The organism is Paenibacillus sp. J23TS9 (assembly GCF_018403225.1).
Lineage (GTDB): Bacteria > Bacillota > Bacilli > Paenibacillales > Paenibacillaceae > Paenibacillus_AQ.
In genome coordinates, this window is record NZ_BOSG01000001.1 from 165,107 (window position 1) to 179,192 (window position 14,086).

The window sequence follows — 14,086 nt, forward strand, 5'->3', positions numbered from 1 at the left end:
CAGCATTCAATCAATTCGAGGAATGAAGCCATACTTTTTCACGGTATTCCATGGGAGAGATTCCTTCGAGCTCACGGAATACCCGATTGAACTGCTTGACATTCTCGAACCCGACCTGCTCCGCAATTTCATATACCTTCCGGTGTGTTTCTTCCAGTAAGCTTTTGGCTTTTTCAATTCGAACTTTTTTTAGATAAGGGACAAAGCTCATTCCTGTAACATGCTTAAAGGTTTCACTAAAATAGGAGTAATTCAGCGACACATGATTGGAGACGGTGGCCATGTTGAGCGGCTTATCGTAATTCTGCCCGATATAATCGATGGCTGCTTTCATTTCGGCATGCCCGATATGTGCATCCTTAATGTCTTTGATATAACCGTCCAGCCGCAGCAGCAGATCCTCCGCATCGTGGATATAGCCGCTAATGGTCTCGTTGTGATATAGATAGCCTATTTTTTTATAGCTCTTCAGAATTTCTACCGAGGCTTCCCCGTAGCTTGTAAACACCTGGTCAAACACGAGCTCGTTGAGCAGGCGGCTGAGATTTTCGAGATAGGAGATGTCGTAACGTTTGATTTCCTGCAGATCCATAATCTCATGCCACAGTTCTTGGATTGCCTGCTTTCTTCCGGTTCCCAGCAAATTGGCCAGCCTGCGGATCTCTTCCTCTGGAGGCTCGTGCGGTATGGAGAGATCGTGGGTATTATCCGAATAATAAAACAGGGCTGTGCCTGGCTTCGTTTGCAGAATTTTATATTTTAGAGCCTGCTTCGCCTGAATATAGCTGTATTTAACCTGTCCCGGTCCTGCGGTCTTTGCACTGATACCGATCCAGACAAGGAGCCGTTTGTCATGTAAATGTTCAATGAAGGCGGGAAAAACATCCTCATTGGAAGTGATAACGATTAGATTTTGATCCTTATCCTCGAAGCAGATGGAATGATCACGGTTAAAATACTCAGACCATAGCTTTTTCAAGGCATTGTTGTGCTGCTGCTCTCCCTTCATAATTGCTGTGAAATAAGGCTGATTTAAGAGTTGAAGACCGGCTTTGGCACAGCGGCGCTGAATTTCAAACTCTGGAAGATCCGGATGAAGAAATATATAGTTCAGCTGGTCAGCAGCATGCTCTTCCCGGTGTTTACTCATTTCCTCCCGTTCACGGTTTAAAGCCTGAATCTGCTTCAACTCACCCGTGATCCGGTTTAAAGCCTGATGCAATTCTTCGCGTACAATAGGTTTCAGCAAATATTCACGGACTTTATACGTGATAGCTTCTTTTGCATATTGAAAATCATCATAACCGCTTAAAATCATGACTGCCGGAGGCAAGGTTTCACGATTCAGTTCCTGGATCAGCTCCAAGCCATCCATGCCTGGCATACGTATATCGGTAATAATAATATCCGCCTTTTCCCCGCGATACAGTTCAAGCGCTTCTGACCCACCAGCGGCCAGCCTGATGCTGAACTTGGATGGATACTCTCTTTCAATCATGGCCTTCAGGCCTGTTCGAATGTTTCTCTCGTCATCGACAATTAGAAGTCCGTACATATCAGGATACGCCTCCATTCAAGTTGAAGTAGGGGATTTTCATCATAACCCGCGTGTATTTTCCTTCCTCACTCTCGACCCACAAGCCGTACTCATGGCCGTAGAATAGCTGCAGCCTCTGGTGAACATTGCGTAAGCCGATGCCGTTGCCGCTACGCATGCCGTGTGGAGAAGCACTTGTCTCAATCAATGAGGTAACCGGATCATCCGACTCCAAGGAACGGATTTTATTGTTTAACAGCATGGTCTTCTCTGATGACATTCCGGCTCCGTCATCTTCAATGACAATGACCTGTGTCCGGTTGACGGCACAGGTTCTTAGCGAAATATTCAAATCTTCATTGCCTGAAGCACTGCTGCGCAGGCCGTGTTTAACCGCATTTTCAATGATTGGCTGCAGGGACATTTTCAGAACCTCAAGGTCGAGATCCTGCTCCTGCAGTTCCGTATGGAAATAAATCCGCTGGTCGAAACGCAGGTTCATCAAAGCAATATAATGGCGGATATGATTCATTTCCTCACGCAAACGCACATATTCACTGCTCCATCTCAGGTTATAACGCATCATGCTTCCAAGAGAGGTCAATGCGTCAGATATGGGCCGCTGATCTTCCACCTCGGCCATCATTTTGATATTTTCCAGCGTGTTGTAAAGAAAATGGGAATCGATCTGATTCTTCAGTGTTTTCAGCTCGGCTTCTTTCGTAGCGGATTGCTTATTGACCGCATCGGCAATTAATTCATTGATCTTGTTGATCATTTTTCGGAAGTGATGGGTGAGCTCACCGACTTCGCTGCCCCCGCCCACCGGGAGCTGGATGTTGAAATCGCCGAGGCGGATTTTTTTCATGGAAAGCGTCAGCTGCCGCAATTTTTTCAAAATCAGTGAATTGAGAAAAAAGGTGGAAACAGACAGGATCGCAATCAGGATTACATTCACGAGCAAAATGGTATTGCGTGTGTTATTCAGCTCAGCCAGCACGGCCTGCATGGATGTCATATGCACCACGTACGCCTGGATGCTGTCTATGTACGTATAAACGACGAGATAAGGCTTGCCGGACAAGCTCAGTTTAAAGTGGGACAAGGTTTTCTCGTCTGTATGGTAAAGCTTCTCATTAAGCTTCGCATCAGCAAGATCAGTGACGGTGAGCAGGGGATGATCGTCAGCGTAATACAACCGTCCGGTGTCATTCATAATGAGCATTTGTGATTGATCGCTATCGTGAATCTTATAGGTACTCGGAAAAAAACTAGTCAGCAGCATATCAATCTGAATCAAGCCCACATGTTTTCCTTTTGGATATTCAAGTTCTCGAAGCAGGGACATTTTCTGGCGGAATTCTTTTTCATCCAGAATGAGATTATGAATGGGTTCCTTATCCCGCTCGGAAATTTGCCATAAACCAGCCCCATCCAGACGGTTCAGCTCCTCATGCCAGGGCTCAATTTGAACGCGGCTTTCTTTCAAAAAAACCGGCCAAATCTCGCTGATGAACGGATTATCCGAGAAAATGCGGATATGCTCAATATCCGGATTATTGAATTGGAGCCGCAAAATATTATTCACGGTAGTATTGCTGAACTCAATCAGCTCTGATGTATCCGGCTCACTTGAGCGGTCGAGATAATACATGACATCACGATCGGAAAGAACCAACTGCACTGCCCGTTCCATCGTCTCCATATTGTTCCTGATGTTGGTTTTCTCGATTTCGATCGAACTTTCGCTTTTGCGCATCACTTCTTTGGTGAAGCTTTCATTCAGCTGCCTGAAAATAATCAGTGAGAACACAATACTCGGAATCAAAATGATGATGATATAGGAGAAAAAAAGGCGCTGCTGCAGTGAATAATGCTCGAGCCTTTGTATGAAATACTGTACCAATGAGCGTAAGCGTCTGAGCAATATCATCACATCCGGGAGAATATTTGGGATTACAAGACGAAAATCCAAAAAGCCCACGCAAAAATGGGGCTTTTTGGATGATATTTAATGTGAACCAATTATTTCAGAAACTCCTGAAGCTTGTTTACGTTATCCTCAAACTTGGTTTGCTTGAAGGCTTCAACTTTATCGAAGCCTGCTTTATCCCGCTTTTCGAGGAAATCACTGAAGGTTTTATCGAATTCTTCATCCGATTTGCTGAGCAGAAGCTTCGGCAGCGTTTTACCCCAGGTTTGAGCAATTTTATTGCTGGCGACGCCTTCCTCAGAATTGCCTGTCGGATTAATATTATCGTATTGGGAGAAGCTCTTCGTTTTACCTTTGGTCCAGTCTTCCATTTGCTTGAATGGTTCGACGCTTTGCGGCTGCCATTGCAAAATCATGTTTGTATCCTGCATCATCCAGAAGGTGAGGGAGGAACCGTATTTTTTGTCAAAAGCAGAGCGGTCTTTGTTCAGCAGCTCCAGCACTTCAGGCTTAAACTGGTCTTTGCCGTCAATGTTGTCATAGCTGACGCCTTTTTCACCGAGGAAGAGGTCCTTTTGGCCTTCTTCACTGATCAGGTATTCCAGGAAGCTGATGGCTCTGGCTTTGTCTTTTACTTTTTTCGAGATCAGCGTTACCGTCCAACCGGAGATGCCAGGGCCAGCCAAGGTAGGCGGATCCAGCTTCGAGTTGGCAGGGCCGTCAACCGCGATGTAAACGGAATTTGGATCTTTCGCGTACAAAGCGTTCTCCTGAGCCGTCAGGTCGCTGCGCTGGTACATCATGGCGAAGTAGCGTCCTTGGGCCATTTTTTCTTCCATTTGCGGACGCTTGTCGATAAAGACATCCTTAGCGAGCAAGCCTTGCTCGTTAGCCTGACGGAAGGTTTTCAGCCAACGGATATATTCCGGATCGGTCGTGCGGTCGTACAGCTTGCCGTCTTTTTCATACGGAATAGCCAGGAAGTTCTGCAGATAGCCTTCAAGGCTGCCATTGCCCGTGTCGCCGAATTCGGTCAGACCGAATGGAATCAGCGGCTGGCCTTCCACCTGAGGGAATTTTTCCTTCGCGGCTTTAAGCGCGTTCAGGAAGCCTTCCGGCGTGCGCATATCCGGTTTGCCGAGCGCCTCATACATATCCTTACGGACCAGGAATGTTTGGTTCGACAGATATTCCCCCGAATATTTTTCGAAATCCTTTGGCGAAGAGGAAGAGTTCGGATAAACATACGTATTGCCGTCATCCTGTTTGTACCAAGACATCTTGGCCGGATCGGCCACCTTCATAAAGTAAGGATCATACTCATCCGCAAGTTTATTCAGCGGGAGCACCAGATCGCCTTCGATCATCGATTTCACGCCGTCTTCCCACCAGCCGAGCGTAATGAAGTCAGGCAGACTTCCGGAAGCGATCATAGTGTTCAGCTTCTCGTTTTCGTTGCCGGCAGGCACGATAAAGTTAAGATTGACGCCGGTTTTCTTCGTAACATATTGGGAGGTCGGATCCACACCCCATTTGTTGGCGAACCAGGAGAAGTTCAAATACCAGTCAAATGTGATCGGTGATGTGTCGGCCTTCCAGCCCGGCTCATCTGCTGATACCGTTTTCGTTTCAGCTGCAGGTTCGGTTTTGTTTTCCGGCTGCTCCGCCGCTTTGGGCTCATCCTTGGAAGAACCGCCGCATGCGGCGAGCGACAGCATCAGTGTGAAAGCAACGAGCAGTATGCTGCTTTTGCGGAAATAGCTTTTTCTCATCTTATTTACCCCTCTTGATATATTTGGTGATTCCTGTGTTACCGTCCAGGTAAAAAATTCCTTATCCCTATCCTTTTATCGAACCGATCATGAGTCCTTTAACAAAATATTTCTGCAGGAATGGATAGGCAAGAACAATTGGCATGGTCGTAACAACCATGGTAGCCAGCTTAATGGATTGCGACGTAACGTTTTTTGATATTCCGCCAGGCATCGCAGCGGCCATCTGATTCGAACTGGACTGGGCAACGATCCGGTACAAATACGTCTGGATCGGCTGCAGGTCCATATTATTGATATAAATCATGCCGGTGAAGTAATCGTTCCATTGATATACCCCGTGAAAGAGGGCAATGGTAGCGATTACGGGCATGGATACCGGAATAATAATACGAACAAAGATCGACAAATCATTGGCACCGTCAATTCTTGCGGCCTCTTCCAGGCCATCTGGAATCTCCCGGAAGAATGTCATGAATATGATTAGGTCAAAAAAGTTGAACATAGCCGGGATGATATAGACTAAGAAGTTATCCAGTAAATGCAAATCACGGATGAGCAGATAATAAGGAATCAGGCCTCCGTTGAAGAACAGCGTCACTGTACCGAGTAAGATATACACCTTCTGCCCAACGAGCTCCCTACGAGAGAAGGCGTAGGCAACCATGGCGGTGAAAAACACATGTAGGGCTGTGCCCAGCAGCGTCTTGGCAACCGTTACACCCATCGCTGTCATAATACCGCTGCTCTTGAATACCGCTTGATAGCTCTCGATACTGAATACACGCGGCCACCAGTAAATTCCACCCCGCATGGCATCTTGTCCTTCATTGAAGGAGTTAACCAGCACATACCAGATCGGGTAGAGAGTGACAAAGCATACCGCAAGCATGATAATCACGTTGATGGCATCAAACGTTGCATCCCCGGCGGTTCTTCGATTCAGTTTAAGCATGGGGTTCCAACCACCTTTTCTCAGAATAGGGATGTTTCATTTAACTTTTTGGATACAGAATTGGCGATCAGAAGCAGTACCAATGCAATGAGCGATTTGATTAACCCGACGGCCGCCGAATAGGAATATCTGCTGTTCACGAGGCCTGTTTGATACACGTAGATGTCGATAACATTGCTCGCGCTTTCATTTAGCGAGTTGCGAAGTACCAGGATCTGGTCGAAGTTCGAATTCAGAACGCCACTGATTGCCAAGATGAAAAGAATCGAGACCGTTCCCTTGATGCCCGGTAGAGTCACATACCACATTTTCTGAAAACGCCCTGCACCGTCGATGGTGGCTGCTTCATACAGGTCGGGTGACACTCCGGCTATGGCTGCGAGATAGATGATCGCCGACCATCCAAGCTCCTTCCAGATATCCGAGGTAATAATGATGCTCCAGAAATAGCTGGGCTCTGCAAGATAACTGATAGGCTCCTTGATGATGTGGAGACCCATGAGGATGTGATTGATAATCCCGACATCCGCGAGCCAAGTAGCAAGTATACCGCCAAGAATAACCCAGGACAGAAAATGGGGCAGATACGAGATCGTCTGGACCGCCTTCTTCAGACGGAGTGACCTCAGTTCATTCAGAAACAGTGCAAACAGAATCGGAAGAGGAAATCCGATGAGAAGCTTAAAAAAACTCATGCCGAGCGTGTTCCATATGACTTTCGGCAGTTCATCGTCATCCAGAAAAGCTTTGAAGTTTTCAAGTCCTACCCATGGTGCATCAGATATGGAATGGGTGATAACGTACTGTTTGAATGCGATAATGACCCCGTACATGGGTATGTAACTAAAAATAATGATCCAGGCGACGCCGAGCAGTGCCATCACCTGCAAATATTTCTGATTGAGCAGCCTTCGCAGCAATGTTCTCTGTTTGCCTTCAGAGATATGGGGTTGGGGCTGCGTGAGCTCAGCGCCTAGTTTGGCACTCATGGGATTCATCCTCCTGTGTGGGATAATGCTAACGCCGCTTTGTAAACCGCCTAATGGCATTATTGCAAAATCCTAGTGTAAGTGCTTTCATTATGTACTTTCCATTGTAGGCTGGGATGGAAGGAAGAAACAGGTGTGAAATTTCGTTTTTAGGGTTGCATTTTTCGGGTATTGCAAAAATAATATGCCGGATACGTCATTGTGGAAGGAACGTATGTTTGTTACGATGAGCAAAAAGATCAAAAAATGCAGGATCATGAATAATGAGGAGTGAGCATGATTATGTTCCAATACATAGACCAGGAATATGAGAGAGTGGATTTCAGTCAGGCAGATTTGAAGAGTGGAGAACTGAAGGGCTGCACCTTTATCAAATGTATCTTCCGCGGCACGGCGATGGATGAAATATGGACAAGAGGCTGCCAGTTTATTGAATGTGATTTTGGCGGAGCAACCTTTAACGCATCCTTACATGCGCGTTCTGCTTTTACAAACTGCCGGTTTGCCGGAACCAATCTATTCGTAGCCAAATTTGAGGATTGCAAGATGATCGGCAGTGATTTCTCCGGGGCTCAATTGGACGGGATTACGATTCAAGGGGGAGACTGGTCATACACGAATCTGCGGCAGGTGAATTTGTCCAAGCAGCAATTGAAGGGGATCCGATTGATGGAAGCGGACCTCTGTGAGAGCAATCTTCAAAAGGCTGATTTGCGGGAGGCTGATCTGACAGGGGCCAAGCTCTCCAAGGCGGTGTTAAAAGGAGCCGATCTCAGAGGAGCGAAGATGGATAGGATAGACTATCGTGCGTTTGATCTGACAGGTGTGCGGATAGATTTGGAGCAGGCCGTGAATGTGGCCCGCTCCTATGGGGCAAAGGTGGATTAAGGGTATTTTTTATACATGCCGACGGACGCGGGTGCTCCATATTCGAAGCCGAACTGCTGGTACAAGCGGTCTGCAGGTATGTCTGCCATTAAACTGACGTAAGCCCCTTTGGTCGCATTCCGATCCAGGTAGGCGGTAATCTCAGACATCACCTTTTTACCAAGCCCTTTGCCTTGATACGCAGGAGATACGGCGATATCAACGACGTGAAACATGCAGCCGCCGTCGCCGATGACCCGGCCCATGCCGATCAGTTCCCCGTCCAGTCTGAGAGTAACGGCGAACAGGGAATTGGACAGTCCCCGGCGGGATGCCTCCATATCCTTGCCGCTTAAGCCTGCCTTGAGGCGAAGATCTACATACTCCTCCGCTTCTGGAGGCTCATATCCGATTGTAATCTGTTCATTCATGATGCAGCATCCTCTCTTCACTTATATGATTCATCATAAAACAAAGGCATCCGGACTGTCACCAGCCCGGATGCCTTTTGCATTCTTTCTTATCGAATTAGCGCATCATGACGCTTCCGCCGTCAACCATAATCGTTTGGCCTGTCATGAATTTGGCGTCTTTGCTCAGAAGGAAGGAAACAACGCGGCCGATATCCTGCTCCGGATCGCCAAGTCGGCGGAGCGGGATCGCACTCACCATTTGATCATAGGCATCGGCATTGTGCTGTCTCCATTCTGCAACGCCTTCCGAAGCTGCGATCGGGCACACGATGTTGATGTTAATGTTGTCTGGACCCCATTCATTCGCTGCAACGCGGGAAATGCCGCGAATGGCTTCTTTGGCTGCGGCGTATGACGTTTGTGTTAACATGCCCTTCAGCCCTGCGCCGGAAGCGAAGTTGACGATCGAGCCTTCGTTTTCTTTCAAGTAAGGATAGCTAAGCTTCATAAGATGGAATGTAGGCCAGAAACCTGTGCCGAAGGCAAGCTCGAATTCCTTTTCCGTAGTGTCCAAGAAAGGTACATTTATGGATGCTTGTGCGCAGTTTACGAGACCATGAATGGTCTTGTATTTATCAATCACCTTTTGAAAGCCTGCTACGACGTCGTCCTTCTCCATCAAGTTCACTTTTACAAACATGCACTCGGAAATTTTGCTGATTTCCTCTTCGGTTGCTTTACCTTTTTCCTCATTAATATCAAAGAATGCAACGTGTGCTCCTTCTTTAGCAAGTGCTGTAACGATACCTTTACCAATACCGCCTGCGCCGCCGGTAACAAGGATTGTTTTGTCTGTGAATTTCATGTACAGGCCTCCTCAAAAATAGATAATTAAGTAACTTACTTGTTTATTGTAATGTTTACTTATTTGCAAATCAAATCTGTGGAGAACCTGTGACAACACTGGACATAGAGCTAATCATATGTCTCGCGTATTTCCGACATATTCAGCTATAATTCTGCAAATTCTGGATACAATATACATTATCGCTGAGCGCCAGAGCCTCGACTCAATCTTGTCACAGCAGGCGCTACAAGAGGAGGCGGTTCATTGATTAACAGTGATGAGTGGATTACCCACCTGACAGAGCTTCGAAAACGTCTGATCTGGGTGATGCTCTTTTTTATCCTGACACTGGCTGCGGGCTTGTATATGTCGCCTAAAGTACTGCTGTACATTAAAAACCGGCCTGCCGCCGCGGATATCGCGTGGAATGTGTTTTCCCTGACGGATGGCATGTTCATTTACATGAAATGCGGCTTCCTGGTGGCTGTGTTTTTCACCGTTCCGCTGGCGCTTTATCATGTGTGGGCATTTGTCCGGCCCGGTCTGACCGATGATGAGGCAAGAAAAACCTTCTGGTTCGTTCCGATGGCTTTTGTTTTGTTTTCAGTCGGGGTGGCATTCAGCTTTTATGTCGCATTTCCGATGATGGTTTCTTTTCTCTCCAAGATGAACAAAACGGTTGGAGCGGTGGAGACTTATGGAATGGACAGGTATTTTTCACTGATGTTCAGCGTCGTGTTTCCACTCGCTTTGGCTTTTGAAATGCCGGCAGTTGTCCTGTTCTTGACCCGGCTTGGAATTCTCAGGCCAGCATTGCTGAGAAAAGCCAGGAAATATGTCTATCTAGCTCTCGCTGTTGTCGGCTCAATGATCTCACCCCCAGATTTTGTGTCCCATCTGTCTGTGACCATTCCGCTGATTATGCTGTTTGAACTCAGTATTCTTGTTTCCCGGTGGTACCTGCACCGGAAGGAGATGGAGAATCCATTAATTGATCCGAAGGGAGGCACCAACCATGTTTAACAATATCGGATTACCGGGGCTGCTCATCATTCTGACGATTGCCCTGGTTGTGTTCGGTCCATCAAAGCTTCCACAGCTCGGAAGGGCTGTAGGAGATACACTGCGGGAATTCCGTTCGTCGACAAAAGGCGTTGTTGAGGAAATTACAAACGAGGCAACGATTGAGCCGGAAAAGCTAGCTGAGAAAAATTAAATTTTTAAAAAGAAAAACACCTCCTTATAACGCCCTTAGCGCTAGAGGAGGTGTTCATATATCAAGCCCGCTTTATTTGCTGGTATGCAAATTGGCATTCTTTTTGATGGTTTGCAGCTCACCGTTCATTTTATTGACCGGAGTTCCTGCACGCATCGCAGTTTTGATTTTTTCAATGGCCTTGATCGCCTTGGCATCGTGAACCGTGTAAATTTTCACTTTTTTGCCGTAGACGCCTTCAACCTCCTGGCGGATCAAGCTCAGGTTAGTTTCAGTGATGTCACGCTGACCGATAGAGTAGCCCGTTCCCTTTTGGCTCATATAGCCTTTGCCGGATGCACCTTCATTCGGGCTCAGTACCTTATGGGGCTGAGGCTTGGAGTTCCTCGTATGGGTATGCTTTTCAGGATCACCAATATATACCGAGTCTCCGAGCGTTAGCACATTAATTCCTGTAATGCCCGCAGCTTCTAAGCGATTTTCAAGCGTTTTGGATTCGGGAGTATCATGCAGGCTGGATGTGCCGATGCGGCTGTAGATGCCCGAGCCCATACCACTATAAGTCGTTCCATTCTTGTTGGTCGTGCGGACCTTTTCTCCATCAAATCTTGGAATCACCTTGATGCTGTTCACATGAGGATGGCTTTCCGTAATGTTCGTATGATGCGTGTTGGATTGAATTCTGACAGGTTTTGTTTGCGCCTTCTGATGCATGTTGGTGTTACAGCCGGTCATGGCAATCGCAATACAGAAAGCGGGAACGGCCATTTTTGCCCATGATCCTTTCATTTAAAATCCCTCCCTGGATATGTTGAAGATATGATTATGATTATCTTTTGGAAGATGTATTATTTGTGGGATTTTTCGACAAAATAACAAAAAAATGATGTTAAACCCAATCTGTATTGGAAAACACTCACATTAAGTAGGAGGTTGCTTTTATGGCTAACGAAACCGAAGAACAGGATTTGAAGGATCATAAAGAACCGGATCATTCCCGTCGGAATTTCTTGAAAAATTCTGGATATGCCGTGGGTGGTCTTATTGTCGGTGGAGTTGTAGGAAGCTTGCTGCGTTCTCCAAACAAATCCACAACCAATAATAATAATAATGGAAATACAACAGAAAAAGCTCCTGCCAACGAAGCGGTCAATTTTAACCAGGCGCTTATGCATTTCACCCAGGAGCAATTTCTGATTATGGAGGCTGCCACAGAACGCATTTTCCCTGCGGATGATAACGGACCCGGGGCTAAAGAGCTTGGGGTTGCTTACTTTATCGATCACCAACTGGCTGGAGAATGGGGAGTCAACGGCAGAGAATATATGCAAGGGCCGTTTTTCAAAGGCGAAACGACGCAAGGGTACCAGGGCCGCCTGAAGCGCAGAGAGATCTTTGATATTGGACTTCAGGAAATGCAGAACTACAGCAATAAGAAATTCCAGAAAAAATTCAAGGACCTTACGCCTGAGCAGCAGGATACCGTGCTCAAAGCCTTTGAAACGGATGAAGTCAAGCTCACCACGATTTCCGCAAGCGGATTTTTCAAAACGATTTTCGGAAGCACCATGGAAGGCGCCTATGCGGATCCACTGTATGGTGGAAACGGGAATATGGCGGGCTGGAAGCTTAAGAACTTCCCCGGCAACCAGATGTCCTATACGAAAATCATCGAGCAGGATAAATTCGAGAAAATGCAGCCTGTCAGCTTGAGAGAACATCTACCACATTCCTAAAATTAAAATCAGAGGTGATATGAATGGCAACCAAACTGCCTAAAACAGATGTTGTAATTGTAGGTGTCGGCTGGGGCGGCGGGATTATCGCGTCGGAGCTGACGAAAGGCGGCTTGTCCGTCGTGGGTCTGGAGCGTGGCAAGGAGCGGAAAACAGAAGACTACTATATGGTTCACGATGAACTTCGCTATGCGCTGCGGTACGAGATGTTTCAGGATTTGTCCCGGGAAACGATTACGTTTCGCGGAAATGAAAAGATCAAAGCGCTGCCTATGCGCTCATACGGCTCTTTCTTGCTCGGCGACGGGCTTGGTGGTTCCGGAGTACACTGGAATGGACAAACCTTCCGGTTTTTACCATATGATTTTGAGATTAAATCGAAGACGATTGAACGTTATGGAAAAAGTAAAATTCCGGATGGCATGACGATTCAGGACTGGGGCATTACGTATGATCAGCTCGAGCCTTATTTCAACAAATTCGAGAAAATGACTGGCATATCCGGAGATGAAAATCCGCTCGGTGGTAAACGGTCGGAAAAATATCCGACCCCTCCGATGAAAACAACACCCGGCATGAAGATGTTCAGCGACTCCTGCAAAGGCTTGAATTATCATCCGTATCACATGCCGTCAGCGAACCTGTCGGAACAGTATACGAATCCGGACGGAATTGCACGTGCAGCATGCCAATACTGCGGCTATTGCGAACGTTTCGGATGCGAGTATGGGGCCAAGGCGGATCCGGTCGTCACAGTGATCCCGGTTGCAAAGAATACCGGCAAGTTTGAACTCCGCACACATTCGAATGTAAGACGCATCTTACATAAAGGCGGTAAAGCAACCGGAGTGCTATATATTGATACGACGACGGGAGAAGAATACGAGCAGCCTGCTGACATTGTCGTGATGACAAGCTATGTCTTCAATAATACACGTCTGCTGCTCATGTCCAATATTGGCAAGCCGTATGATCCTAAGACCGGAACAGGCGTTATCGGCAGAAACTATGCCTACCAGGTACTAAAGGGAGCGGGTGTCGGATTTTTCGAGGATAAGGAATTCAACATCTTCGCTGGCGCGGGCTCACTGGGCATGTGTATCGATGACTTCAACGGGGACAATTTTGACCATAAGGATCTGAAGTTTATCCATGGGGCTAACATCTCATACAGCCAAACAGGTGCACGGCCAATCCAGAACAATACGGTTCCTCCGGGAACACCGACCTGGGGCAAGGACTACAAGGCTGCTACGGTGAAATATGCAAACCGTCACATCAACGTGGGAGCTCAAGGGTCCTGCATGCCGTTCCGTCACCATTTCCTGGATCTTGATCCAACCTATAAGGATGAATTCGGCGATCCATTGATGCGGATCACGTTTGATTTCGAGGATCAGGATCGTGAGCTGGTTAAATTCATGGGAGCCAAATGCGGCGATATCCTGAAGCAGATGGGTGCGGATAAAGTCGTCGCGAACACGGAACTGGCGCCATATGAAATCACAACCTATCAATCAACCCACAATACCGGTGGTGTGGTCATGGGTAGCAGCCCGGATACATCAGCTGTGAACAATTACCTGCAAATGTGGGATACCGAAAATCTGTTTGTGATTGGCGCTTCTGCGTTTGCGCATAACAGCGGCTACAATCCTACTGGAACGATGGGAGCACTGTCTTACCGGGCAGCCGAAGGGATTCTCAAATATCATAAAAATCCCGGCAGTCTCGTTTAGGGAACTATCAATGCAAGGCCATGAATGGATGTTTTCCTCTCATGGCCTTTTTTGTTGTGGAAATCTTTTAATGTATGACTAT

General features: G+C 47.0%; 13 protein-coding genes. 5 read left to right on the forward strand and 8 right to left on the reverse strand.

Features of this window, described 5'->3' with window-relative positions:
• Window positions 1-10: 10 nt before the first annotated feature.
• From KJS65_RS00750 to KJS65_RS00770, 5 genes are all read right to left on the reverse strand, one after another.
• Entirely contained in the window at window positions 11-1,555 is a 1,545-nt protein-coding gene (locus KJS65_RS00750) for a response regulator (RefSeq protein ID WP_213648157.1), read from the reverse strand.
• Window position 1,556: 1 nt separating this feature from the next.
• Window positions 1,557-3,464, reverse strand: a complete 1,908-nt coding sequence (locus tag KJS65_RS00755; RefSeq protein WP_213648158.1) for a sensor histidine kinase — start codon at window positions 3,462-3,464, stop codon at window positions 1,557-1,559.
• Between the two features lie 98 nt (window positions 3,465-3,562).
• Window positions 3,563-5,242 carry a type 2 periplasmic-binding domain-containing protein gene (locus KJS65_RS00760; protein WP_213648159.1) on the reverse strand — a complete coding sequence of 560 codons (1,680 nt, stop codon included), beginning with the start codon at window positions 5,240-5,242 and terminating at the stop codon, window positions 3,563-3,565.
• Between the two features lie 67 nt (window positions 5,243-5,309).
• Window positions 5,310-6,197 carry a carbohydrate ABC transporter permease gene (locus KJS65_RS00765; protein WP_213648160.1) on the reverse strand — a complete coding sequence of 296 codons (888 nt, stop codon included), beginning with the start codon at window positions 6,195-6,197 and terminating at the stop codon, window positions 5,310-5,312.
• A gap of 20 nt (window positions 6,198-6,217) precedes the next feature.
• Window positions 6,218-7,186, reverse strand: a complete 969-nt coding sequence (locus tag KJS65_RS00770; RefSeq protein ID WP_213648161.1) for an ABC transporter permease — start codon at window positions 7,184-7,186, stop codon at window positions 6,218-6,220.
• A gap of 282 nt (window positions 7,187-7,468) precedes the next feature.
• Between KJS65_RS00770 and KJS65_RS00775 the strand changes: the two genes are divergently transcribed.
• The gene (locus KJS65_RS00775) at window positions 7,469-8,074 is read left to right on the forward strand and encodes a pentapeptide repeat-containing protein (RefSeq protein WP_213648162.1); all 606 of its coding nucleotides are present in this window, start codon (window positions 7,469-7,471) and stop codon (window positions 8,072-8,074) included.
• Here the strand turns inward: KJS65_RS00775 and KJS65_RS00780 are convergent.
• The gene (locus KJS65_RS00780) at window positions 8,071-8,484 is read right to left on the reverse strand and encodes a GNAT family N-acetyltransferase (RefSeq protein ID WP_213648163.1); all 414 of its coding nucleotides are present in this window, start codon (window positions 8,482-8,484) and stop codon (window positions 8,071-8,073) included. The genes KJS65_RS00775 and KJS65_RS00780 overlap by 4 nt on opposite strands.
• Window positions 8,485-8,581: 97 nt before the next feature.
• Entirely contained in the window at window positions 8,582-9,331 is a 750-nt protein-coding gene (locus KJS65_RS00785; protein WP_213648164.1) for an SDR family NAD(P)-dependent oxidoreductase, read from the reverse strand.
• A gap of 246 nt (window positions 9,332-9,577) precedes the next feature.
• Between KJS65_RS00785 and tatC the strand changes: the two genes are divergently transcribed.
• Both tatC and KJS65_RS00795 read left to right on the forward strand, forming a co-directional pair.
• Entirely contained in the window at window positions 9,578-10,336 is a 759-nt protein-coding gene (gene tatC / locus KJS65_RS00790) for a twin-arginine translocase subunit TatC (protein WP_213648165.1), read from the forward strand.
• The gene (locus KJS65_RS00795) at window positions 10,329-10,529 is read left to right on the forward strand and encodes a twin-arginine translocase TatA/TatE family subunit (protein WP_213648166.1); all 201 of its coding nucleotides are present in this window, start codon (window positions 10,329-10,331) and stop codon (window positions 10,527-10,529) included. Before tatC ends, KJS65_RS00795 begins: the two co-directional genes overlap by 8 nt.
• 72 nt (window positions 10,530-10,601) lie before the next feature.
• Here KJS65_RS00795 and KJS65_RS00800 read toward each other — a convergent pair whose 3' ends face one another.
• The gene (locus tag KJS65_RS00800) at window positions 10,602-11,318 is read right to left on the reverse strand and encodes a hypothetical protein (protein ID WP_213648167.1); all 717 of its coding nucleotides are present in this window, start codon (window positions 11,316-11,318) and stop codon (window positions 10,602-10,604) included.
• A 152-nt stretch (window positions 11,319-11,470) separates the two neighbouring features.
• Between KJS65_RS00800 and KJS65_RS00805 the strand changes: the two genes are divergently transcribed.
• Both KJS65_RS00805 and KJS65_RS00810 read left to right on the forward strand, forming a co-directional pair.
• Complete coding sequence (locus KJS65_RS00805; RefSeq protein WP_213648168.1) at window positions 11,471-12,265, forward strand: gluconate 2-dehydrogenase subunit 3 family protein; 795 nt, start codon at window positions 11,471-11,473, stop codon at window positions 12,263-12,265.
• A 23-nt stretch (window positions 12,266-12,288) separates the two neighbouring features.
• Window positions 12,289-14,004 carry a GMC family oxidoreductase gene (locus tag KJS65_RS00810; protein ID WP_213648169.1) on the forward strand — a complete coding sequence of 572 codons (1,716 nt, stop codon included), beginning with the start codon at window positions 12,289-12,291 and terminating at the stop codon, window positions 14,002-14,004.
• Window positions 14,005-14,086: the final 82 nt, after the last annotated feature.

Coding starts and splice junctions, on each gene's coding strand:
- KJS65_RS00750 (WP_213648157.1), bottom strand. CDS start 1,555: ATGTACGGACTTCTAATTGTCGATGACGAGAGAAACATTCGAACAGGC.
- KJS65_RS00760 (WP_213648159.1), bottom strand. CDS start 5,242: ATGAGAAAAAGCTATTTCCGCAAAAGCAGCATACTGCTCGTTGCTTTC.
- KJS65_RS00765 (WP_213648160.1), bottom strand. CDS start 6,197: ATGCTTAAACTGAATCGAAGAACCGCCGGGGATGCAACGTTTGATGCC.
- KJS65_RS00770 (WP_213648161.1), bottom strand. CDS start 7,186: ATGAGTGCCAAACTAGGCGCTGAGCTCACGCAGCCCCAACCCCATATC.
- KJS65_RS00775 (WP_213648162.1), top strand. CDS start 7,469: ATGTTCCAATACATAGACCAGGAATATGAGAGAGTGGATTTCAGTCAG.
- KJS65_RS00780 (WP_213648163.1), bottom strand. CDS start 8,484: ATGAATGAACAGATTACAATCGGATATGAGCCTCCAGAAGCGGAGGAG.
- KJS65_RS00785 (WP_213648164.1), bottom strand. CDS start 9,331: ATGAAATTCACAGACAAAACAATCCTTGTTACCGGCGGCGCAGGCGGT.
- KJS65_RS00795 (WP_213648166.1), top strand. CDS start 10,329: ATGTTTAACAATATCGGATTACCGGGGCTGCTCATCATTCTGACGATT.
- KJS65_RS00800 (WP_213648167.1), bottom strand. CDS start 11,318: ATGAAAGGATCATGGGCAAAAATGGCCGTTCCCGCTTTCTGTATTGCG.
- KJS65_RS00805 (WP_213648168.1), top strand. CDS start 11,471: ATGGCTAACGAAACCGAAGAACAGGATTTGAAGGATCATAAAGAACCG.
- KJS65_RS00810 (WP_213648169.1), top strand. CDS start 12,289: ATGGCAACCAAACTGCCTAAAACAGATGTTGTAATTGTAGGTGTCGGC.